Raw genomic sequence first — 24,243 nt, 5'->3', positions numbered from 1 at the left:
TTAGGTAGTACCTAATAGAATTCACACTTTTTTCTAGTTTTATGAGGGTTTTGTATAAAAACAAAAGGACTCCAGGGTATGAAGTCCTAATGATTGCCTTATTCATTTACTTGATAAACAACACGCCCATTATAGAGGGTCAATGCCACTTTTACCTTTCTCATTTCCTCCATAGGGACAGCAAAAACATTTTGATTCAATACCGCAATATCTGCAAACTTCCCTGCTTCTAATGTTCCCAGTCGTTGATCTTCAAAGTTGACATACTGCCCGCCTATTGTCCATGCCCTCAAATTCTCGGCAATACTCATTCCTTGCTCTTTATTAAACCCTTGTTCTGGTTTACCGTCAGGGAACCTCCTGCCAACAGCATGATAAATAGACAGTGGAATATTTGGTGTATCAAGCGGTAAATCGGTACCACAGCAAATATTGACCCCTTCATCAATCATACTTCGGTAGGCCCAATATTGCTTTAACCTGTGTTCACCTACAAAGCTTGGTCCATAAAAATCTTCATATCGGCCCGTTCCATTCATTATCTGCACATAATTTGTTGCGGTAATATCCAAGTCAGCCATTCTTTTGATATCAATCGGATGAATCATTTCGAGATCAATGATTGTATGTCTGGCATCCCTTTTTCCATTGATTTCCCTGCAGTTTTCAAACATATCAATGGATTTTCGAACAGCTGCGTCACCTTCAGCATGAAGGGCACAGCGAAATCCTCTACGATCTGCTTCTAGAACACTTTTACCTATAGCCTCGTAGTTCACTGGTGATTGATTACAGGTATCAGGTTTGTTCGTATAAGGTTCCAGCATGTCACCATTGAAGGAGGCAATTTCCCCATCAACCATTAGATTATAGCCCATGAACTTAATCGAATCACCTGTGAATCTTTCACGGCAGGACTCTCCATAGGTAAAATTGATTTCTTCCGCAACGGGCTGGGAGACTAGATTCACTCGATGTATTAACTCCCCCGTTTCCGCAAAATTAGCAAGAATATCGGAAAACCCGGAATAGTCATCAAACCCAATTTCTTTTATAGAAGTAATTCCTCTCGATGCTAAAAGGTGGCTAAACTCCCTGTATTCCTCTGCCATTTGCTCACGATCACTTAAAATTTCTTTTAATAACTTCCAACAAGCTTCTGCGTAACATTCATCTTTTGTGAAACCGTATTTCTCTTCCGCGGCCCGATTCATGAAGCAAAAATCACGAGCTGGTGTGAAGATCGCTACAGGCCGATCGCCAAATGCTTCATCCAATAGACGCCCTGTTTTTTCATGTTCAGACCATCCATCCACATTTAGTCCATGACCCACCAACGTTTTTCCCTGCGGAATGGTTTTGGAATAGCTTTTAATCATCTCTAAGACTTCTAAACTACTGGAAGCACCGGAACAATCTACTCCTGCCCTGGTCCAGGCATATCCTGTAAAGAAAACATGGTTATCCAGAAATCCTGGACAAACCAACTGATCACCTAACTCATAAATGGTTGTTTCCGGACCTGCCCATTTTCCTATCTCGCTTTTACTCGCAACCGCAGCAATTTTATTTCCTGTTATCGCCACAATGCCAGGGACAGGCGCTTCATCATCTGGTTTAGCCGAAAAAATACAATTAGAAACTAAGATTAGATCCGCATATTTACTTTCCGTCATGTTCATTTTTATGGCTCCTTTTTTAGAAAATATAACCGGCTACTAAATACAAGACGGCGGCAATTCCAAATGAGATAAAGTGATAAGGAAGTCCCGACACATTGTGCTCATACAAGTCAAGTTTTGTGGCGGCAGCGGTACACATCCCAGCATCAGAGGCAAAACTTGCATTACTTCCAAACAAACCGGCGCAGAAAAGGGCACCTAAACATAGGTATGGATTTGCTCCTGTAGCAGCAGCAAGCCCAATGACAGATGGAAGCACCATCATATAAAGTGTCCAGTTAAAAGTTACTAGGAATTCGGTACCACAAAATAGTAGGAACAATGCAACTGGAAGCAGATGTGGATCCACGATATTATGGGTTGCTCCAACAATAAACTTTGTGAAACCCAAATCTGAAATCATAGTGGACATGGTGATCCCAATAATGAATAGGAACGTCATTTGAACCATACTGTTAAATCCTTCAAAAACGATATTAAAGATGTCCTCCATTTTGAAGATTCCCTGAATAAGGAATAATGCTCCTGATATCATAACGGCAAGCCCAATTCCATATTGCATATTAAAATCAAAATAAATACACGCACCAATTAAGGCCACAATAGGGATTAAGAAAGTTAACATATTAACGCCTTTTTTAGGCTCAGGCATTTCTTCCTCAACCACATCACTTGCCCCAGTACCCTTAGCCGGCGGAAATACTGAACCGCCCTTTTCCACGCGCTTATAAGCCTTTTTTATCAAACCGAGCTTTGGAAACCAGCCCATTGTTACCAATAGGGCAATGATCAGCGAAATACTGGAATAAAACATAAACGGAACGACTTTCATATATTCCGAAACACCAGTTCCGGCCGCGGCAAATTTATTTTGTTCCAGGAGGGATGCACAAAAAACTACCCAAGAACCAATCGGTATAATACTAGAGGTATGTACTGCGGTAGCTCTGATGGTATATGCCGTTTGCTCTCTTGGTACCTTAAATTCATCATTAACAGGTCCCATACTTGCACCGATCACGAAGGCTTGAAGATAATCGTCTACACTTAAAACCCAACTTAAAATCCATTGAAAGAAAAGTGAAAACCTGGAGTTCTTTGCCTTTTTTGCCACTACTCTTGCAAAATAAGCAGCAGCTCCACTTTTCCTTAGCATCTCAATGACAATTCCCAGCAATAAGAAAACTACCGCAAGATAAGCTGTGTCAGCGTTTGTAATCGTTTTCAAAACATGATCCTGATATTCAACAAAGAAATTAAACTTATATTTAATGAACACAGCAAGCATGCCTGACCATAAAAATCCTTCAATTAAGCTTTTTGTCAAAATAACAAATAGAAAGATGGCAACAGCTGGGAGCATACTCCAACCGGCATAATATTTGGCTCCTTCAGGGGCAAAAATTCCGCTAATAACGAAGGAAGCAATCAAAAAAGCATAGCCTAGAATCTTTTTATTTCTTTCACTAAATAAGGAGTTTTTCTTGGGAGTGTTTGGTGTTATAGGTTCCTGGTTCTTCTCGTACAATTCCGTTTCGATTACTACATTGGATTTCATAAGTTCAGTTCACCCCAAAAGAATTTTTTATAGCAGATGACATTTTTATTCAAACTTTCCACCAAATCCAAAGGCACCTTCTCGAAGGCAATTGTTCGCGGAAAACTTTGCCGCCTTTTTAAATGCGTCCTTTATAACATTTGGGGGTACCTTTACATGTTTCTTCCATCCATTTTGCAATAAGTGAATGAGGAAGGCCGTAACAAAGGAATCGCCTGCTCCCATTGTATCTACCGGTTCAACCAGTTCCACTACTCCTTCATAAAAATCCTGTCCATCAAAGAAAACTGAACCGTCAGTACCCATAGTAGCTAATGCATAGGTGGTTCCCAAATCTATTACTTTTTGAAGCAATGTTTTTATACTGTCCAAAGGCTGCCCCGTGCAAGAAAATAATGCAAAATCAATGTGCGGGCAAACCTCCTTTAAATAGTCCTCTTGATGAAATGGCTCTTCGTCTGCAAAATCAAAGCTTACTAAAGCCTCTAAGTGTGAAAGCTTCTTTAATTCTGTTTCCGCTTTGGCAAAACATCCTGAATGAATTAAAGCGAATTGGCTTAGATAATTAAGTTCCGTTTCTCCCAAAATCATCGGCTCTTTTGTAGAAATCCCACCCTCGTTCCAGTCTACAAATACTCGGTCACCTTCTACAAGATTCACTAAACAGAAACCACTCTCACCTTGTTTAACTATACAATTCGACAAATCAATCTCTAACTTTGTTAAAGCATCTTTGATATGATCAGCAATCACATCATTTCCAAATACACCAAGGTAGGCAGAAGGTATGCCCAATTGTTTGGCATAAACCGCAAAGTTAACGGCATTTCCGCCAGGATACATCATTCCCGTATGCTGATATTGATCAACGACATTATCACCAAATCCAACAACTTTCAATTCTGGTCTCCTCCAAATTAGCAGGGGATTCTGCCGGGTCATTTTAAAGAATCCCCTCAACTATTTTAATATTCTACTTTTCGATAATATCTTCTAGTTGATAATGGATGATTTCTTTCCTTTTCTAAGTAGGTGCTCACTCGTTCAAATAAAGAAGCAATGATCATTGGTGATAGGAATTTACGGAACTGTTCGCTAATCCCTTTTAGTTCATATTTTTTTGTATCAAAAATGCTTAATTTATCTGTGTAGTTGCTGACAAAACGCTCTACGCGGTCCATTAATGGTCGGCTTTCATCTTCGCCAGTCATGAGGATGACACTTGTATCCCGCTCAACTAATTCTAATGTTCCATGGAAAAATTCTGCAGCGTGGATAGACTTAGTTCGAATCCATTGCATCTCCTCCAGAACACACATAGCATAAGAGTACGTCTCTCCCCAAACACTTCCGGAACCAACCAACATATGATAGGTTTCGTCTTTATAAAGCTTGGCAAACTGCTCTGCTTGACTTTCTGTTTGTTGCTTTACATCAAGCAACACATGTGGCATTTTTTCAAGCTCATCAGCAAATTGCTTGTATTGAGGAAAATCACCATTGGCTTCCATTAATTTAAAAATAAGCATATACAGCTGGAGGTAAATAGAGTCAGAAGCTGTATCGTTTTCTGAGTAATTGACTAAACAGTAATCTGATAGCTCAGCAAGCGGTGTTCCCAGTTCTCCTACTAGGCCTATAGTTGTTGCACCCTTTTCTTTGCAATATTTTGCTGCTTGTACCGTTTCCTTTGTAGTGCCGGAAAGGGAAGAAAGGATTACCAACGAATCAGGACCAAAATGCTTATGGTCATATAGCACAAACTCAGCCGCGATCTCTGCAAAAACCGGAATAGTAGAATTCGTTTTTAACATATACTCAAACGGATACATGATGGCGATCGAACCGCCTGACCCAAGTAAAAATAGATTCTTATAACCTTTCGCTGTAACAGAATCAACCACATCTTCAATTTGACTTCGTAACTGGACAGCTCCTCTCGTTACTTTTAAAAAGTTCGCTTCATCAAAATTAAACATCTTACTTCCTCCTTATGTAACTCTATGGTATATACCATATTAATCGGTATATACCATTACCAGTGGCATATACCACTAAAAACGGTATATACCATTTATGAACTCAGTATAATCCTCCCCCTATTAAAAAGCAAGCGCTTTTTTTAGTATTTTACTAAAATGATAAATCTGTATAAAATCGGACAATATCTCCCCGAGTAACTGACTGCGAGTATTCAATCCGTCTTTCCTGATCATCATAAGCTACGGTTTCCAATAAAATACAGGCACTCTCATTTTGAACTTTTAGCATACGGCTCTCTATTTCATCACTAATGACAATTCTGGTATATTGGGTGGCTCTAAGGAGTTTAATGGAGTAAACTTCCTCTAGCACTTCGTATAAGGAAACATTATCATTCATATATTTTTCAATGCCCTTACAATACTTGTATGGAATCTGTGACAATTCAATGGCTACCGGAATTTCATCCGCCATTCTTAATCGTTTCAACGAGAACAACTCTTCACCCGTCTCAATCCCAAGTGATTTAGCAACTGAGGATTTGGCTGGAACAATATCCATCGAGATGGTTTTCGTAGTCGGCATCATACCAATATCAAGCATTGCTTTGGAAAAACTGTTAAAAGTAAAATCCATTTCAATTTTCCGGTTTGTCACAAACGTCCCGGCACCTACAATTCGTTCTACATACCCTTCTCTTTCCAGCAGTGAGAGAGCATGCCTTGCCGTCATGCGGCTAATTTTATATCTTTCCGCCAACTCACGCTCGGAAGGAAGCTTATCCCCATGCTGCAGATTGCCATTCTCTATTTCATCTGCAATGAGGTCCTTTAATTGCCGATAAAAAGGGACAGAGTTCTCCGTTTCAAAATTTTTCATATCCATTTACCTCAATACTTTAGTAGTTTTTGGTTCCACCTCATTATATCTGAAAAAAATCTGCCTTTCCAGATGCTCTTATGAATGAAATGAACCTTCCTATTAAGCAAGAAATCTCATTACTAGCTTGGTCCGTTAAACCGTTCCTCTTTCAATGAATCTAACGGATAATTCTTTGTGTGATATTTCTTCGTTTATTGCTTGAAGAAACAGATTTTTCCCCATTTCCTCAAGTGGAACCTCGATCGTGGTAATATCCATCATTTTAGCAATAGGTTCATTATCAAATCCAATGATCGCGAGTTCGTTCGGAATAGCTATTTGTTCTCTTTGACAACAGATGACAATCCCAGCTGCAACTTGATCACTTGTAACCAGCAGCGCTGTTGGCGGAACATCCATTTTTTTTATTTGTCTTATCACTTTTTCGCCATGCTCAAAATAAAGACATTGATCCATAATATATTCAGGGATGTCCGGAAGATTATATTTCTCAAGAAAATCTCTGTAGGCACGCTCCCGGTTTTGGCTGTTGGTACTCCATCTTCTACCGATGCAATAGCCAATTCGTTTATGCCCTTTTTGATACAAGTACTCTAAAGCATCTGTAAAAATTTTATAGTGGTTAACAGAAGTAGAGGATATTTTTTTGCCGTTCATATTTTCTCCTAGTACAATGGTACCAAACGGTAAATGGTTTTCAATCATGGACAAATCGCAGGCTCGTGAGCAAATTATCAAAGAATCAATTTGCTTAAGCTTTAACATTTCTAATGCTTCCATTTCCCTGCTTTCCTTGAAATCTGTTTGAAAAAGGACCAATTTATAATTGTGTTCCAATGCTTGCTTGGCAATTCCCTTTAGTAGCTGGGCAAAATAAGGATGATCTGAAACTGGAATGACGACACCCATCAGCTGTGTTTTACCTTTGCTTAAGTGAACTGCATTAATATTTTTATGATAATTACTGACTCTAATTGCTTCTAAAACTGCCTGCCTTTTTTCTTCCTTCACATAAGGATGATGATTTAACACCCTGGAAACGGTTGTAACTGAAACTCCAGCCATTCTTGCCAGATCTTTAATATTAGTCATGGAATCACCTATCAAAAAACAATCTTGGGTGCACCATCGATTTACAATTCTTCAAGAACAATCCGATCTTCAACTGCATCGGCTGTGAGCCACGCTCCATGTAATGTAAGACTTGCATCAATTGGTGTTTCAGGTGTGAACGTACACCTACCTCCAGTTAATTGTAAATTATTTGTTACATGATTAAAAGTAACATGCTGGATATCTTCATCATTGACCAAACCTATCAGTTCACCATATAAAATATTACCGCCATTATAGGTTGCCCGAACAATTTTACCATATTGCTTAAAGTAAAAGGCTGTTTCATTTCTAATATCTCCGTAATTCCCACCAGTGGTACAAACAAAGATCTTGTTATGAAAGTTCATAGACCCCTCCACCTCACCCCATACATTTGTTTTGAGTGTAATGTATGAAACGCTTTTCAGGTCAATGGCCAAAATAGAAAAAATTTACAAAAACGAGAGCCTTTTTCAGGGGGTGAATGACATTCCTTGGCTGGGCCACTTATATTTTGTCTTTCATCAAGGGGATGAATGACAATCTTTGGCTGGGCCACTTATATTTTGTCTTTCATCAAGGGGATGAATGACAATCTTTGGCTGGACCACTCATATTTTGTCTTTCATCAAGAGGATGAATGACATTCCTTGGCTGGGCCACTCATATTTTGTCCTTCATCAAGGGGATGAACGACATTCCTTGGCTGGGCTACTCATATTTTGTCTTTCATCAAGAGGATGAATGACATTCCTTGGCTGGGCCACTCATATTTTGTCTTTCATCAAGGGGATGAACGACATTCCTTGGCTGGGCCACTCATATTTTGTCTTTCATCAAGAGGATGAATGACATTCCTTGGCTGGACCACCCATATTTTGTCTTTCATCAAGAGGATGAATGACATTCCTTGGCTGGACCACTCATATTTTGTCTTTCATCAAGAGGATGAATGACATTCCTTGGCTGAACCACTCATATTTTGTCTTTCATCAAGGGGATGAATGACATTCTTTGGCTGGACCACTCATATTTTGTCTTTCATCAAGAGGATTTTTGTCCTTCATCAAGGGGATGAATGACATTCCTTGGCTGGGCCACTCATATTTTGTCTTTCATCAAGGGGATGAACGACATTCCTTGGCTGGACCACTCATATTTTGTCTTTCATTAAGAGGATGAATGACATTCCTTGGCTTGGCCAGGATAATATCTAAATAGTCATTCATTGAGGGTATATACATAGTCATAACCCCCTTCACTTCTAAAAGTTTCCCTTGCACTGAAACTGGTTTCATGCCTTAGACTAATTAAAAATTGGCGTAACGCTAAAGGCGGCGTGACAATTTTTGAAGTGTTCTAATTATAGGACACTTTTTTTATCTAAAACGAAATTACTTGAACATTTCATTTTCTAATATAATGACCTTTTCATTAAAGGAAGTTTTTCCAACATGCTTCGTGTTTTCAACCAGGCGAAAAATATTATCACAGCACTGCTTGGCACCTTTTACTAATAAAGGTACACCAATAAAGTCAATCTTCAGGCCCCTTGAAAAAAAACCTCCAAATGACATTACTAATGGAACCGTCGGTGAGGTATTGGAAAATACTATTTTTTCATCCACATGGAATTTCTCTTGCATTAGTAAGATCATTTCCTTCATTGCAGGAACAACTAGTTTGTTCCGTTTCCGCCCTATGGTATATACTGAATGGCCTTCATCATCGATTCCGTGAAAAATAAGTTTTCCGAAATCCTTTTTTGTTAATTTATTAAAAAAGTTTACGTTTAGGATTTCGTCCGAAGTTAAGGTTCTTTCTGATTGTGGCAATTGTTTCAAGTGATAGGCTGCAGCTAAAGAGGTTGTATGCGTTCCGCCATAATCATTGTAGATATAGATCACAAGATTTCATCCCTTGCTATTTTTTATTTAAAATTTGGTGTTCCCCCAACTATTTCACTTTTATCAGAGCCCTTTTTCATCTCCCTCCATAGAACTAGAATCCTCATTTTCTATAGTGAATTTCACCTTCATTTTTTTCATAAACCAAAGATAATACCAATATGAAAGTTGCAGAGTGATAAAAATAGTAATCCAGGACCAATACCAAGCCCAATGAATGTATTTGATGACATCCGTGTATTTCTCCAAGATAGCCTCTGTACCCGAAATGATCGATGGAAAGAAGAACATGTAGCCAACCTTATATTTTACATTATTCAAACGATGGAAATTTACGTTATATATGGCACTTACCGCTGGGAAAATAAAATATTCAAAAGTAAAACTCACCCTATAGGCATACTCCATAAAACGAACTGGGTACACGATTAACTTTTCTTCTGACACAATCGATCCAAATAGCCATGTTAGAACCTGCATAAATAAAAAACTAATATGAGCATCTAATATCTTATTTCTCGGAATAAATTTCCATAATAATATGATGGTAATAATGATAGATATAATAAGAATCCAAATTTCTACTTTCATTAAAATCTCCTTTTACATAGAGAAGGATATTAAAATTAGTATTCTTTATATATTAATAAAAATTCATTTTGCTGAACAAAATCTAATAATAGTCAATAAAAAAAACGAGAAGTCTACCTAAGGTAGATTTCTCGTTTATGTTAGAAGGTTTATTTTTTTCGGAAAGCGACAATCAAGGCAACTAACGATAATAATACCGAAACAATAGATAAAATAAGCGGTAAAGATTCCGATTTTGTTTCTGCTTTAGTTGATCCTACCTGCTCTTTTTCCTCATGCTGAGCAGAACCGGAGGCCGCATGATGGTCCGTTGACGTTCCAGAAACTATATTTGTGACCGAATGCGGAGAGTCTGACCCTTCGTTCCCTGTCCATTCAACAATGCTGCCATCTTTATAAAATTGGAATGCATCCCAAGCTACTTCTCCAGCTTTATCAGGATTCTTCCCGACAAAAGTAAACTGTTGGAATTGACCAGGCAAGATGCCTTCTCCAGTTGCTTCAAATGTAATAGATTTCACTTTTCCATTCTCATCTTTGTCCGTGGAATAATTCCAGCCTGGCACAGGCTGATAGGACATAATTTCCAACCCAGCTGGTGCTTTTAAAGTAAATTTTGTAGTAGGCACATCTTTTTCAACCGGAACTTTAACCGTATAGGTTTCCCAGGCCCCAGTAGTTGATGTATTAGGTATTACAGTTACATGGGCACTAGCCACACTTGAAAATAAAAATAATCCTAAAAAAGTTGGTAAAAATACTTTAAAAATCTTTTTCATGGTCTATAAATCTCCTCTATTATTATTTTACTGACTGCCTACAATCACGTTAAAAACAGCGTCTACTGCCTCTAAATCTTTAGTCAGGGCGTGAACTTTTACTTCCCAACGACCAGCCATATTGAAATGCATGCCACTAGCTTCATATTTGCCATCCTTGCCCTTTTTTAAGGGTAATGTAGCTTCACCCATTTCCATGTCCAGGGAGTGGAAAGTAAGGGTTACCTGTTCGACATTATTTATAGAACGTCCATGACGATCTTTTAATGTGACGGCAAAGGTGTTTTTACCGATTACGTTGGGTGTTGCTGCAAAAGTAATCGTATCGCCATGTACATTCTTTGTTTCATTTATGGGTCCGGGGGATGCAGCAGCCGTTGGCAGATTCGTTAAGATGACAGATAGTACCAATACGATGAGACCAGAGACCAATTCCCCCCATATTGTTTTATTGAGTCCTTGGTCACGATTTCGCTTGCCTATTGAAAAATTTACTGCTGCAAACACTAGCATTACAATAAGGAGAAACACCTTACCCAATAAGATTCTCCCGTAATCCGTTTGGAAAAGTGAACGGAAGGTTGGAATATATACGAAACTCCCGTAAACTCCCGTCAGTGATAAAACCAACACGATGACTACCCCGAATCTTGAAAACGTTCGGATGGATTTCATATATAATGGCTTAGTTTCTGCATTTCTGGCAAATGGATTTAAGGCAATCAAGGCAACTAAACTTCCAATCCAAATGGAGGAGGACCCTAGATGAAGAAAATCCATCCCTACGGAAAGAAACACATTTTCAGTCGATCCTGCATGGCTGGTAAAAGCCTTCATCCCAAGCAATGCAATTCCCAGAATCAGAGAAATCCAGCCCCTTAATGGTTTCTCTAAGAAAGTCGCTGCAGCACACAGGACGATTAGGGTTAACACTTGGAAAATCCACACATTCCCATACACACTGCTCGTTAGCATTTTCCTCATTACATCGGCATGAAAAACCTCTCCCCATGATAAACCAGATTCAATCGTGGTTTGCAGAGGCAACCCCAATAAAATGCTGACACATAGTATAGCGAGTGAATAAGTAGTTAATTTACTAAAGACCTTCTGAACCCTCAGGTTCTCGACCAAATCTTTAGGCACAATGAATAGGGTAACAGACAACATCCCAACAAGAATGGCATTGCTTATGTATTGAAGCCAGCGAATAATCATTAAATCTATTCCAGGAGTATAGCCCTTTGACTTCTGATTAACGATATGGTTATTTTCCCCCTCACCGATTTGGAAGGGAATGATTCCTTCAACGGGGTGTCCATCACCCGACACCACTTTCCATTGAACGGTGTAAGTTCCATTTGGAAGATTGCTTTCCAAGTCAGCTCCAATGATTGAGGCATGATGGGGATCAATTCTTCCATTCTTCTGATCCACTTGTTTCCCATCCGAATCAAATACTTTGATAGAATGAAACGTTGGTTGAATGGTTTCATCGAACTGAATGGAAACCCGGTTTGGAGCTTGATCGAGAATCTCATTTTCGGATGGTTCCGATTTTATGATATAAGCATGAGCCGATGTATACGCGGGGTTTAAAAATAGAAAAACTACTATTACTGAAATGAATAGAAAAAGATAACGTCTCATTTGTGACAGCCACATCCCTTTTGCCCATTCATTCGCTGCTTGATTTCTTTTATAGCTTTTTCAAATGGCAGTAATACTCCTCCAAACCCCTTTTGAAATTGTTCAGCATGTTTTAATGAACCGAAAGCTAACACTTGCGGTTGGCAACAGTTCAAATTAAAATCTGAATCCAAAACATAAAAAGCCATTTTGGCACTAATGGTGGTATCACTCAAAAAGTCTCTGCAGATAATTTGTGATACGTCTTTTTCAATATCGCTGTATCTCATCAATCCACAGTGAGGGCAGCATTGTTGTTCAATTTTTAAATCATGAGTAATGATTTGAACAGAGTGCCGAGTATTGGACTCTTTTAAACAATACGTGCATGCAGTCGAAGATCCTTGCTTTGTTTCCGCCAAGGAAACTCCACCTGAGGTTTTAACAACCTTCCGATCCTCCATCAATACCTTTATGTCGCGATACACCGTCATTTCTGAAACATTTAAACGTTTGCTGATTTCTGTGATAGAAAGCGGACCTTCCTGTTTCAACCAGATTAATAGTTGTTGCTGTCGTTCAAACGGTAACATTTAGCACCACCCTTTTTTTGACACTACTCTTTTAGTAGAGTAAACGATATTCACATTATTAACAAGGTGTTTATGTGAATTTGGTGTGATTATTTTTCAATATTTCACAATAAATCACATTTTTTAACATAAAAAAAGAAAAGCCCAATAGGAATGAATCCTGTTAGGCTTTGTAATAAACTAACGATTATTTATTTCTTTATTAAATTGTTCCATTACCTCGTGAATTTTCACGACACCAAGGTCCCCTGCTTTCCTCTTTCTTAGCGCCAAAGATTGGTTCTCGACCTCTTTTTGACCAATAATAAGCATATTAGGAATCTTAAGTTTTTCAGCCTCCCTAATTTTGAAACCAATCTTCTCTACCCTATAATCGACTTCGACACGCAATCCCGCTAACTCCATTTGAGACTTAACTTCATTTGCATACTCTATTTGGGCATCAGAAATTGGTAAGATTTTTGCTTGAACAGGAGCCAACCAGAGGGGAAACTCTCCGGCATAATGTTCGATTAATATGGCCATAAACCGCTCAACCGAACCAAAAATAGCCCTATGAACCATAACTGGACGATGAAGCTTATTATCCTCACCAACAAAAGTACAATTAAATTTTTCCGGCATTTGAAAATCAAGTTGAACTGTACCACACTGCCAGCTTCGTCCAAGTGAATCTAAGATATGAAAATCAATTTTTGGACCATAAAAAGCACCATCGCCGGGGTTAATGTTAAAATTCACCTCGCTATTACTCAACACTGATTTCAAGGCTAACTCCGCCTGATCCCAAACTTCTTCAGAACCCATGTATTCCTCAGGACGAGTAGAAAGCTCTACTCTATAATCAAAACCAAAGTGAGAGTAAAACTCATCAATTAATTTCAAAACCTTTTCGATTTCGGACTCAATCTGGTCCACTCGAACAAATAAATGTGCATCATCTTGAGTAAAGGAACGAACTCTTAATAGACCATTTAAAGAACCGGAAAGCTCATGTCTATGGACTAATCCAAGTTCCGCAAATCGGATCGGCAATTCACGATAGCTTCTCCGTTTACTGTTGTAAATTAAAATAGCTCCGGGGCAATTCATTGGCTTAATCGCATACTTTTGTTCATCCACATTGGAGAAGTACATATTTTCATGATAATGTTCCCAATGACCGGATTGCTCCCATAGCTCTTGCTTCATCATAATAGGAGTTTTTATCTCCTGATAACCTGCTAATTGATGTTTTTTTCTCCAAAAATGTTCAAGCTCGTTCCGGATGACCATTCCATTTGGCAGTATAAAGGGCATTCCTGGAGCTTCTTCGATTGAAGTGAACAGTTCTAACTCTTGACCAAGCTTACGATGGTTTATTTTTTCCGCTTCTGAATGATTAGACATAATTTCATCCTCCTAATTTCATTTTTTTAATAAAAAGCTTTGTTAAAGAACAGTGTTGAATTTTTACACTCTGTTGATTGGAGCGGAAGATGCGAAGACTCCTCGAAAATGCTAACGCATTTCCTTCGTGCGTGGGCGAATTCTAGGAAGAAAATCAATGTCCTGTGGGAGTACGGTTCTGGAGAGACCCCGCAGGCGCAAGCGCCGAGGAGGCTCGCCGAAACGCCCACGGAAAGCGAAGCACCTGGAGCGGAAATCAACAGACAAGTTTAACAGATCTTAATAAAAAAAACCGCACTCATCCCTACTTGAAGGGACGAGTGCGGTCGTGGTACCACCCTAATTCCATTAAACACGACGTTATACATGTTTAATGCTCAATAAGATAACGGTCATCCCGGTTATAGATACTCTGGTCAACCCATTTCCCCATAACAGCTCCAAGGTGGTAAATCATTCTCTTTTCTTCAGGGCTTTCAGCCGGTGACCCTGTTCTCTGACAAGATAACAAGAATGATTCGTGTCCTTTTCAACGCGATAATAATTGGTATTTTTATAAAAAAAAGACCACACCCATCCCAATAATAGGGACGAGTGTGGTCGTGGTGCCACCCTAATTTCAAAAAACGACTAAGTTCGTTTTTCGCTCAAATTGATAACGGTTATCCCGGTTATAGATACTCTGGCTAACCCATTTCCCCATAACAGCTCCAAGGTGGTAAATCATCCTTTTTTCTTCAGGGCTTTCAGCCGGTGACCCTGTTCTCTAATAAGAAAGCGAAGCATGATTCATGTCCTTTTCATAGCCTGAACTAAATGATTAACGACAATGATAATACATAAATTTCCAAACGTCAACTGTAATTATTACTATCTATTATATTTATTCCTATCCATTTTGTTGTGGGTTATACCATAAATTTCTTTAGAGCTATTATGCTGATACTTTTTCAACCTTTTGGTCTGTGTTTCTTTTCAATAATTTTGCTTTTGCTGATGTCATCACATGATACGTTGTAGGCACAATGACCAAGGTTAAGAGCGTAGAAGTTAATAGTCCTGATATAACCACAATCGCTAACGATCGTGAAATTAAGCCACCTTCAGTTGATAAAGCCAGTGGTAGAAGAGCTCCTATCGTCGCAAGAGCCGTCATAAGAATCGGGCGTAAACGTGTTTTTCCCGCTTCAAGCAAAGCAGCTTTTAGCTCCATGCCTTTCTTCTCATTCTGTTTCACTCGCTCCATTAAAACAATAGCGTTCGTGACTACAATTCCGATTAGCATCAGGAATCCAACTAACGCTGGCATACCAAGTGCTTGTTTTGTTACATACAATCCCAGTAAGCCACCGGAAAATAAGAACGGCAATGACGATAAAATCGCAACCGGCATGAGCATATTTCCAAATGCGATCAGCATCACGATAAATACAAGCACAACCGCAACCGCCATCGCTATTGTCATATTAGTGAACCCTTCATTCATGGCTTGCGCCTGTCCTTCTGAATGATAGGTTACTCCTTTTGGCAAATCTAACGTTTTCAAGCGTTTGTCTACCTCAGCCTGCACACCAGAGGAATTATCCGTTGTGATTCGGCCAGTCACTTCCACATATGGCTGCTGATTTAAGCGGAATAATGCGGACGGACTTGGTACTTTTTTCAGGGCAGCTACTTCCGAAAGACTGAATTGCTGTCCTAGCGGATTAGTGATTTTTTGACTCATAATTTCGTCAATGGAATTTACAGGATTGCTATTCAACAATAGGGTAACATTGGTTGTCTTTCCGTCCACTTGCATGTCAGCCACATGGTCGCCGGAAATAAGTTCTCTTACAAGACCTGCGATCATGACAGGATTTAACCCCTTTTCTGCTGCTTTTTGATCATCAATATCCAATTGGAGCTGTTCCTTTACTCCCGTGAGGTTGGATTTCACATTTTCCAAGCCATCGATATCCTTAATTTCTTCTGTAATCAACTTTCCTGCAGCCTCTAAATCTTTAGCATTGCCCCCTTCAACAATTAGGGCCACCCCGGATGTACCGGCAATTCCGACAGGTGAAAGAGCAACTTGCATTTGATCATCCAATTTTTCGACTTGTGCTCTTACGGTTTTTTCAAAATCACTAGCTTGTTCTTTCGTGATCTCATCCTTTAAATCAATGGAAAAACGTATATGTTCGCCATTCACAACTGTTTGGATATGTTTCACATGCTTCTCATTCTTTAAAATATCTTCCATCTTTACAGCCAGTTTATTTGCTTTATCCAGTGATGTTCCATCCGGTAGATCTCCTGTTAATCTGTAGGAAACTGCTTTTTCCTGCGGTAAAAAGTTCTTCGGAATCATTGGAACTAATGCAAGAGATCCAGCAAACATGATGACGGCTAGGATGATCGTGACTGCCCTTTTATTTAACACCCAAGTTAATAAGTGCTTATACGACTTTTCCAAAAGGGTTTCTTTAACTTCTTTATGTTTAATTCGCAGTAAAAATAGCTTCGCCAATAATGGGACGACGGTTAAGGAGACAATAAGCGAGAAAGCCAAGGCCACAATAACCGTTATGCCAAATGGTGCAAAGAAGCGGCCAATGATGCCGGGAACAAAGGACAGCGGTCCAAATACAGCAATGGTTGTCAGCGTTGAGGAGGTAATCGCACCACCTACTTCTTTCGCTGCCGCTAGCACCATTCTCTCATCACGCCTTGCGCTGGTTAAAGTACGGCGGTAAATATTTTCGATGACGACAATCGAGTCATCAATAACACGCCCAACAGCTACGGCTATTCCCGCAAGTGTCATCATGTTTAAACTGTAATCAAAATATTTGAGTGTAATCATGGATGCTAAGATAGATAATGGTATGGAAAGAACAGCTACGATTGTTGCTCTTATATTACGTAGGAACAAGAACGTAACAATCACGGCAAACAAGGTTCCAAGCAATACTTCTCGCAGCATTCCATCCACTGATGATTTTACTTCCTTAGATGTATCATATAATTTTGTTAATTGATAACCAGTTGGAAGCTCTAAATCGTCTAGCTTTTTCTTAGCCTCCGATACCACTTTGACAGCGTTGGACCCGGGCTGTGCTTTCATTTCTACTAATACAGCCGGCTCTTGATTTAATCGAGTATATACTGTTTCCTTTTTATTGTGATAAGAAACCGAAGCGATGTCTGATAATTTTACATGTTGAATACCAGTTGGTCCTTGAGACAGAATTTGAATATTTTCAACTTCCTTAACAGAATGTAATTTGAACTCAGCCTGCACATTTAATGTTTTATCCTCTACATTTACCTGCCCAGCCGGAAAGGCAAAATGATGAGCTAAAAAGGTTTGCTTAACTGTCTCAAATGAAATCCCATAATTTTTCATTTTTTCAGGATCCAATTTAACTGCGATTTCCTTTTCCGTCTCACCGGAAATATCAATAGCTCCTGCACCATCTATACCGGTTAAAGCCGGCTTGATGTGATCATTGATATATTGTGTAAGGTCTGATTGACTGGCTGTTTCAGATGAAAGAGCAAATTGAAACACGGGCGCGGCAGAAGGGCCATCCTTTAAAATTTCTGGTTTTTCTGCACCTTCAGGCAGCTTCATCGAGGCGACAGCCGTGGTAACATCCTTTTCGGCTTCATCCATATCCTTGCTCATCTCGAATTCAAGGATGCCCACGACCACATTACTGTGGGCTTCAATATACAAATTATCCAGTTTTTTTATGCCGGACAACGTAGACTCCAGCGGCTTTCCTATATCCTCTAACCCTTGTTCAGGTGTAGCGCCAATGTATGGAACCTGCACTACAATATAAGGAATGTCGACATTCGGCATTGATTCCATCTTCATGGTTTTGACAGAGAAAATCCCTCCTGCTATAACCATTAACATAGCTATAAAAATAACTCCTGCATTCTTTAATGAAAATTTAATCCACGATTGCATCTTTTCTCTTCCCCTCCGTTACGATTTTGTACCCCTTTGTGTCTTTCTGTGTTTATCTGTTGGATGATTTTACCTTTCTTATTATAGGTTTTCCATATCTCTATCATCATCGGGCAACTGGTGTAAAGTTATCTACGACTAGAGACCTAGTTGGGATTGGATTATAGGGTTTGTGCTTTTTAAGCATCTTTGGATTTAGGTTGGGAATAGAGGGAATTGGGCTATTATTTTTCTAGAATTCTAGCGGAATTAGGCTCCAATGAGATCTCTTGGATACTCTTTTCTGGAATTCTTGCGGGTTTGGGCTTCAATAAGCCCTCTTGGCTACTCTTTTTCTGGAATTCTTGCGGGTTTGGATTTCAATAAGCCCTCTTGGCTACTCTTTTTCTGGAATTCTTGCGGGTTTGGACTTCAATAAGCCCTCTTGGCTACTCTTTTTCTGGAATTCTTGCGAGTTTGGACTTCAATAAGCCCTCTTGGCTACTCTTTTTCTGGAATTCTTGCGGGTTTGGATTTCAATAAGCCCTCTTGGCTACTCTTTTTCTTGAATTCTTGCGGGTTTGGACTTCAACAAGCCCTCTTGGCTACTCTTTTCTGGAATTCTTGCGGGTTTGGGCTTCAATAAGCCAACGACCTTGGTGCTACCTTTTTATTCGTACGGGCTTTATGCCCCCCCACCATAACGACCCCACAGATATCCTTTTTTCCTTAACGGTCGTTATGATCTCTCAGTAACTATCGGAATAAAAAAAGGGTTTGCATATTCAGACAGCAACCCCCCCATTTTTCCATTTAAATCGTTATTTTAATCTCATAGCTTTTTTAACAGCATCAAAGATATGCGTATTTTCATATGTTCCTGCCAATAGCTCTGCTCCAGCTCCAGTCGCGGTTAATGGTACAGAAACCCCTCCGTGTCCGCTGGTCGTCCAGTCAAGGATGAATTTGCCGCTGCTGTTTGCCACAGAAAATGGGCCATCTTCCTTCGATATGCCGTCCCCCGATTCGTCAGTGCTGCTCACATCTTCAATGGCAAGTCCGCCGCATTCATGATCTGCCACCACCAGAACTAAAGTATCAGGATTTTTCTTAGCAAACTCCTTTGCTACGGCAACTGATTTATCCAATTCCCGACCGGCTTTCAGCATTTTTTCAGCATTGTTTTCATGGGCCATCTCGTCAATTCCTTCTTCTTCTACCATCAAGAAAAATCCTTTTTTGTTTTTAGAAAGAGTATCGATTGCTTTTTCTGTCATCTTAGGCAAGGAAACAACCGGGTCATATAGATCCCCTTGACCCTCTTCACGCTGTTCGAACATTTCCTCATTTGCAAAAAGGCCTAAGAGTTTACTACCTTTTGATTTGTCCATTTCACTTTCATTTGTGACATAGTTATACCCTAATTTCTTGGCCTCTTCGACTAGATTTCCCTGTGTCCCTTTACTTTTCTCAGTTGGGTCCTTAGCAGGCTGGTCTTGATAAGCACCGGGATTCCCTGCAGGATACCAGAAATCCTCGCCTCCGCCTAGCAATACGTCTACCTTGCTATTCTCTAAATATTGTTTAGCAATGTCACTTTGCAAAGAACGATCGGTAACATGTGCGCCAAATGCTGCAGGTGTCGCATCCGTAATTTGACTCGTTGTGACGAGCCCTGTTGATTTTCCTGCGCTTTTCGCCATTTCAAGAATCGTCTTGACTGGCTTTTTATTCGCGTCAACACCAATTGCTCCATTATAAGTTTTTACGCCCGAAGCCATCGCTGTAGCGGCAGCAGCGGAATCAGTGATGACGGATGTTGAGCTGGTATGTACTTCTCCAGATACTGGCATATCGTCCATTGCCAGATTTCCATTTAACCCTACCGAGGCTAATCGGATGGCATCACGGTGGGCAGCCCCCATTCCATCCCCTACAAATACAATGACGTTCTTTGCATTCCCGTGAACATCTTTTTTCCCATTAGATGCAGCATTCACATCATTCATCTGGCTCAACCCTAAACCTGTCATGACTGCCAAGGACAATGCTGCACTTGCAATTGCTTTCTTTTTCATAAAAAATCACTCCTCTTTTTAATCAACTTCAAGTTTGATTGTAGAGGAGTAATATAAATTCACTGTTTGATTTTCGTAAATAGTCAATAAATTATAGGTTAATAGAATGTAAACTTTACTTTTTATTTACTACCAAATTCAGTACTCGTTCTTTAGTCGGTAAAGAGGATATAGCTCCCTTTCCAGTTGTGGCCAAGGCTCCACTGCCATTGGCAAATGCCAGAATGTCAGCATAATGCTCCTGTAAAATAGCTTCTAGATTTCCCGGAACAGCCTTTCTTTCCAGCAGTTTGTAAAGAAAGCCGCCAATGAAAGCATCTCCAGCTCCAGTTGTATCCTCCACTTGCACTGAGTACCCTTTAGATGCATGCTTTGCATTCTTTAAATAGATTTCTGCACCTTCTGCCCCTTTAGTAAAAACAACCGCTTTTACATTACCAACAAAAAGCGCGGAAATTCCTGCGTCAACCGTACTCTCACCCGTAATAAATTCCAACTCTTCATCGGAAACTTTTACGATATGGGCAAGCGGGAGAAATTCACGAATAGCCTCTCGGCACGCTTGCGGACTTTCCCACAATGGAAGTCTGACGTTCGGATCAAAACTGACAAGGCCCTTATTCTCCATAACAGTCTGTATAGCTTTCTTATGTGCTTGCTTCATAGGACTTTCAACTAAATCAACAGAACAGAAGTGGAGAATGTCCCCAGGACCAAACCACCCGGAATCTATTTCTTCTGCTGTTAACAACAAATCCGCGGAAGGATTTCGATAAAAAGAGAAATCCCGCTCACCACTTTCGGTCAGTGAAACAAATGCTAGACCGGTATTCGCATCCTTGGTCCGCAAGATATAACCCGTCTCTACTCCGGCCCGGTTCAGTTCATCGAGAAGGAAATCCCCAAATGCATCGATCCCAAGCTTGGAAATCAGCGCAGACCGTCCACCAAATTTGGCTACTGCAGCTGCCACATTTGCAGGAGCTCCTCCCGGTGCCCGCTCAAATGATAATACATCTTTAAGCGCCACACCTTTTTGCTGTGGAATAAAGTCAATTAACACTTCGCCAATAGAGAATAATGTTCCCAATCATCTCACCTCTTGTCTATTGTCCATTTAGTTGCCCTGAGATTCACTTGCCCATCTTGAGCAAAAAAACGAATTCCTGTACTATCTTTTTTTGGAAAAATTCTAGCTGTGAACACTTCTGCTCCATCATTCACAAAGACTTCTACAGATGAAACGTCAACGAATATATGAAGTTTTAGTGCACTAGCATTTAAATGGCACTTTCTAACTGTTCCATATTGGGTAGCGAAAGGCTCCCCGGAATAGGTTCTGTCAAAGATTACTTTATTACTTGTTTGGTCATAATAAATAATCGTTTTTTCTTTTTCCCCTACACGAAGCTCGACACCAAACATTAAGGCTGAAGGCTCGGTAAATTCAGCCATTAATTCATAGGTTTCTCCGCAAAACCCAGCAACTTCAACCGTGTTATTGTCAATATTTACTTTAGCTTCTACCTTTTCACTACGTAACAAGGCTAATTCCTGTACTGGCTTTTGAAGTAGCTGATCTCCTTGAATTGTTATTTCCCTTGGAAGGGTTAAACAATGAGCCCAGCCGTACCGATCCGTTGGGTAAACAAGTTCCGGCAGCCCCATCCAGCCTATTAAGATTCTTCTTCCCATTGAATCCAACATAGTTTGTGGTGCGTAAAAGTCAAAGCCTCGATCCAATTCCTTAAAATCACCATGAATCAAGCTTCTATCCTCAAAATTAAGCTTCTCCCCTAGAATATAACCAGATTGATAGATATTGTGATATTCATCTCCCTTTGGCGGCAGCCCTTGAGGAGAAAAAATAAGGACCCCTTTTTCCTGCCATTCAAAGTAATCAGGGCATTCCCACATATATCCAAATGAGGTCAACCCTGTTTTGATTTCACCTTCCCACTTCCAATCAGACATGTTAGGCGAGCTATACAGTAAAACACAGCCTGTTTCATTTATTCGTTGAGCACCAATGACGGCATAAAAGGTTTCCCCAAATTTCCATACTTTAGGATCTCGAAAATGGGCTGTATACCCTTTTGGGAGAGTGGAAATGACAGGTTTCTCCCTCTTTGAGATCATGCCATTACGATCCATGACAGCAACACATTGGTATGGATGCCTCTCCCAATTTTCATCCCTAGTATTACCCGTATACATTAAATGAAGTTCTCCGTTATGCTCAATGGCACTTCCTGAATAGGCTCCGTGGCTATCAAAGTAATCTTTCGGTTCAATGGCAATCCCAATATTTTCCCAATGGACCAGATCCCTGGATTTGGTATGATACCAATATTTTAAGCCATGAACCGGCCCAAGCGGAAACCACTGATAAAACAAATGATACTCTCCATTAAAAAAGGAAAATCCATTTGGGTCGTTCAACAAACCTGTGACAGGTTGAATATGATAGCTTTGTCTCCAAGGGCTCTCATTGACCGTTTTTGAAAGCTCCGCAATTTCCTCTTGTTCCACTTCATGTAATCGTGTATATCTTCGTTCTTTTGTCCATTCCATTGTTGTAACCTCACTAAGAAAGGAGAATCAAATAGATCCTCCATCTTATTTTTTCTTCTACGCAACTCGTTTTACATATTCCTTATCCTGTTTAAGGGTGTTTCTTTTTGCTAAAAACAGCGTTGTGAGGAAAGCGATCGCAAACGAAATTGCCATCCCGATGATATAAAATGTAATGGTACCCGGTTTAATGGAAATGATACCGGGGAGACCAGCAGCCCCTAGAGCAATTGCCTTAACTTTAAATATAGATATAAACGCTGCACCTGCTGCAGATCCGATAATTGCCCCAATAAACGGATATCGCAGTTTTAAATTAACCCCAAACATGGCTGGTTCCGTGATTCCCAATAAAGCAGAAATCCCTGCAGCAGAGGCTACACCTTTTATTTTGCTGTCCTTTGTTCTTAGTAGCACGGCAATAGTGGCTGCACCTTGCGCAATATTAGACATGGCTGCAATTGGAAAAATGAATGATCCACCTGTCTTGGCGATATCGGCTAGTAACTGAGTTTCAACCGCAATAAAGCTATGGTGCATTCCAGTTACCACAATTGGAGCATACACAAGACCGAAAATGGCCCCGCCTATAGGTCCTGTTGTATCATACATCCAAACCAAACCATCTGTTAAGAAGTTACCAGCTGAACGCATTACCGGACCAACCAATGTAAAGGTCAAAACACCTGTAATAAAAATTGAGAATAACGGTGTGAGCAAATTATCTAAAGCGGATGGAATCCGTCTTCTTAAGAAGGTCTCTGTTTTGGCCAAAATGTACGAAGCAGCCAGGACAGGAAGAACGGTTCCTTGGTAGCCAACCTTTTCAATTTCAAAGCCGAAAATCTTCCAAACAGGAATCTTCCCATCTGCTAAAGCCGTACCATATCCATAGCCATTTAAAAGATCCGGGTGAACCATCAGCATACCCAGTGCCGCACCTAGAAAGGCATTGCCACCAAATCTTTGAGTAGCTGAGAAGCCAATCAACACAGGAAGGAAGACAAAGGCCGCATTGGCAAATGTATTGATTAATGCCGCCAAATCTGCCATTTGCGGATAGGCCTCAATTAGCGATTTTCCATCAATAAATAAATCTGAAGCAGTCAGTACGTTATTTAGTCCCATTAACAGACCACCAGCCACAATGGCCGGGATGATAGGAACAAATATATCTGAAAGCATTTTGACAAAACGCTGAAGCGGGTTTAATTTATTAGACCCAGCCTCTTTCACTTCATTGGTGGACATCTCCGTTAAACCCGTTAATTTAGTAAATTCCTTATAAACTTCATTAACCGTTCCCGAACCAAGAATAATCTGATATTGGCCACCTGTTGAAAAAGTCCCCTTCACTAGATCCATTTCATCTAGTTTTTTCTGGTCAATCCTTTCCTCATCATGCAGCACCAATCGTAAACGGGTTGCACAGTGAGCGGCAGCTGAAACATTGTCCTTACCGCCAAGCGCCTCCAGGACTTCTTTGGCTATTTGCTTGTAATTCATTTAGAATTTCCTCCTTTTCCGGCTTTTTAGGAACCGGTTCCAAAATCTGATAAA

The 24,243-nt window shown here is 40.0% G+C and carries 19 protein-coding genes and 2 other annotated features; all 19 genes read right to left on the bottom strand.

The features are described 5' to 3' along the window. Positions 1–98: 98 nt before the first annotated feature. Positions 99–1,682, bottom strand: coding sequence for an amidohydrolase (locus ACI3K6_RS21145; RefSeq protein ID WP_435556396.1), 1,584 nt, complete (start codon positions 1,680–1,682; stop codon positions 99–101). A gap of 16 nt (positions 1,683–1,698) precedes the next feature. Further along, entirely contained in the window at positions 1,699–3,240 is a 1,542-nt protein-coding gene (locus tag ACI3K6_RS21140; RefSeq protein WP_435556395.1) for a Na+/H+ antiporter NhaC family protein, read from the bottom strand. A 45-nt stretch (positions 3,241–3,285) separates the two neighbouring features. Beyond that, a complete protein-coding gene (locus ACI3K6_RS21135) occupies positions 3,286–4,140 on the bottom strand; it encodes a PfkB family carbohydrate kinase (protein WP_435556394.1) in 855 nt (284 codons plus the stop codon). A 65-nt stretch (positions 4,141–4,205) separates the two neighbouring features. Beyond that, positions 4,206–5,219, bottom strand: coding sequence for an SIS domain-containing protein (locus ACI3K6_RS21130; protein ID WP_435556393.1), 1,014 nt, complete (start codon positions 5,217–5,219; stop codon positions 4,206–4,208). Positions 5,220–5,373: 154 nt separating this feature from the next. After that, positions 5,374–6,102, bottom strand: a complete 729-nt coding sequence (locus ACI3K6_RS21125; RefSeq protein WP_335480485.1) for a GntR family transcriptional regulator — start codon at positions 6,100–6,102, stop codon at positions 5,374–5,376. Positions 6,103–6,237: 135 nt separating this feature from the next. Beyond that, the gene (locus ACI3K6_RS21120; RefSeq protein WP_435556392.1) at positions 6,238–7,197 is read right to left on the bottom strand and encodes a LacI family DNA-binding transcriptional regulator; all 960 of its coding nucleotides are present in this window, start codon (positions 7,195–7,197) and stop codon (positions 6,238–6,240) included. Positions 7,198–7,238: 41 nt separating this feature from the next. Continuing rightward, positions 7,239–7,568: an avidin-fold protein gene (locus ACI3K6_RS21115; protein ID WP_435556391.1), complete on the bottom strand. Its 330-nt coding sequence runs from the start codon at positions 7,566–7,568 to the stop codon at positions 7,239–7,241. Positions 7,569–8,318: 750 nt separating this feature from the next. Then, positions 8,319–8,444: a hypothetical protein gene (locus ACI3K6_RS21110; RefSeq protein ID WP_435556390.1), complete on the bottom strand. Its 126-nt coding sequence runs from the start codon at positions 8,442–8,444 to the stop codon at positions 8,319–8,321. Between the two features lie 150 nt (positions 8,445–8,594). Continuing rightward, positions 8,595–9,107, bottom strand: coding sequence for a DUF3189 family protein (locus ACI3K6_RS21105; protein WP_435556389.1), 513 nt, complete (start codon positions 9,105–9,107; stop codon positions 8,595–8,597). Positions 9,108–9,170: 63 nt separating this feature from the next. After that, positions 9,171–9,698 carry a CBO0543 family protein gene (locus ACI3K6_RS21100; protein WP_435556388.1) on the bottom strand — a complete coding sequence of 176 codons (528 nt, stop codon included), beginning with the start codon at positions 9,696–9,698 and terminating at the stop codon, positions 9,171–9,173. A 149-nt stretch (positions 9,699–9,847) separates the two neighbouring features. Further along, positions 9,848–10,477, bottom strand: coding sequence for a YcnI family copper-binding membrane protein (locus tag ACI3K6_RS21095; RefSeq protein WP_435556387.1), 630 nt, complete (start codon positions 10,475–10,477; stop codon positions 9,848–9,850). A gap of 27 nt (positions 10,478–10,504) precedes the next feature. Continuing rightward, positions 10,505–12,127 (bottom strand): copper resistance protein CopC, encoded by a 1,623-nt coding sequence (locus ACI3K6_RS21090; protein WP_435556386.1) that lies wholly within the window; start codon positions 12,125–12,127, stop codon positions 10,505–10,507. Beyond that, positions 12,124–12,699 carry a DeoR family transcriptional regulator gene (locus ACI3K6_RS21085; RefSeq protein WP_435556385.1) on the bottom strand — a complete coding sequence of 192 codons (576 nt, stop codon included), beginning with the start codon at positions 12,697–12,699 and terminating at the stop codon, positions 12,124–12,126. The genes ACI3K6_RS21090 and ACI3K6_RS21085 overlap by 4 nt, the downstream gene beginning before the upstream one ends. A gap of 180 nt (positions 12,700–12,879) precedes the next feature. Next, a complete protein-coding gene (gene thrS / locus ACI3K6_RS21080; protein ID WP_435556384.1) occupies positions 12,880–14,088 on the bottom strand; it encodes a threonine--tRNA ligase in 1,209 nt (402 codons plus the stop codon). A 309-nt stretch (positions 14,089–14,397) separates the two neighbouring features. Then, positions 14,398–14,630, bottom strand: a binding site (T-box leader). Positions 14,631–14,671: 41 nt separating this feature from the next. Continuing rightward, positions 14,672–14,901: a binding site (T-box leader), on the bottom strand. Between the two features lie 121 nt (positions 14,902–15,022). Then, positions 15,023–18,052, bottom strand: a complete 3,030-nt coding sequence (locus ACI3K6_RS21075) for an efflux RND transporter permease subunit (protein ID WP_435556383.1) — start codon at positions 18,050–18,052, stop codon at positions 15,023–15,025. A gap of 800 nt (positions 18,053–18,852) precedes the next feature. Next, positions 18,853–20,109 carry an alkaline phosphatase gene (locus ACI3K6_RS21070; RefSeq protein WP_435556382.1) on the bottom strand — a complete coding sequence of 419 codons (1,257 nt, stop codon included), beginning with the start codon at positions 20,107–20,109 and terminating at the stop codon, positions 18,853–18,855. Between the two features lie 115 nt (positions 20,110–20,224). After that, positions 20,225–21,199 (bottom strand): carbohydrate kinase family protein, encoded by a 975-nt coding sequence (locus tag ACI3K6_RS21065; RefSeq protein WP_435556381.1) that lies wholly within the window; start codon positions 21,197–21,199, stop codon positions 20,225–20,227. A 5-nt stretch (positions 21,200–21,204) separates the two neighbouring features. Further along, the gene (locus tag ACI3K6_RS21060) at positions 21,205–22,683 is read right to left on the bottom strand and encodes a glycoside hydrolase family 32 protein (protein WP_435556380.1); all 1,479 of its coding nucleotides are present in this window, start codon (positions 22,681–22,683) and stop codon (positions 21,205–21,207) included. A gap of 57 nt (positions 22,684–22,740) precedes the next feature. Next, positions 22,741–24,189 carry a sucrose-specific PTS transporter subunit IIBC gene (locus ACI3K6_RS21055; protein ID WP_435556379.1) on the bottom strand — a complete coding sequence of 483 codons (1,449 nt, stop codon included), beginning with the start codon at positions 24,187–24,189 and terminating at the stop codon, positions 22,741–22,743. Positions 24,190–24,243 lie beyond the last annotated feature (54 nt).

It is taken from the genome of Neobacillus solisequens (assembly GCF_051233465.1).
Classification (GTDB): domain Bacteria; phylum Bacillota; class Bacilli; order Bacillales; family Cytobacillaceae; genus Neobacillus.
This window is presented reverse-complemented; position numbering and strand designations above follow the sequence as displayed.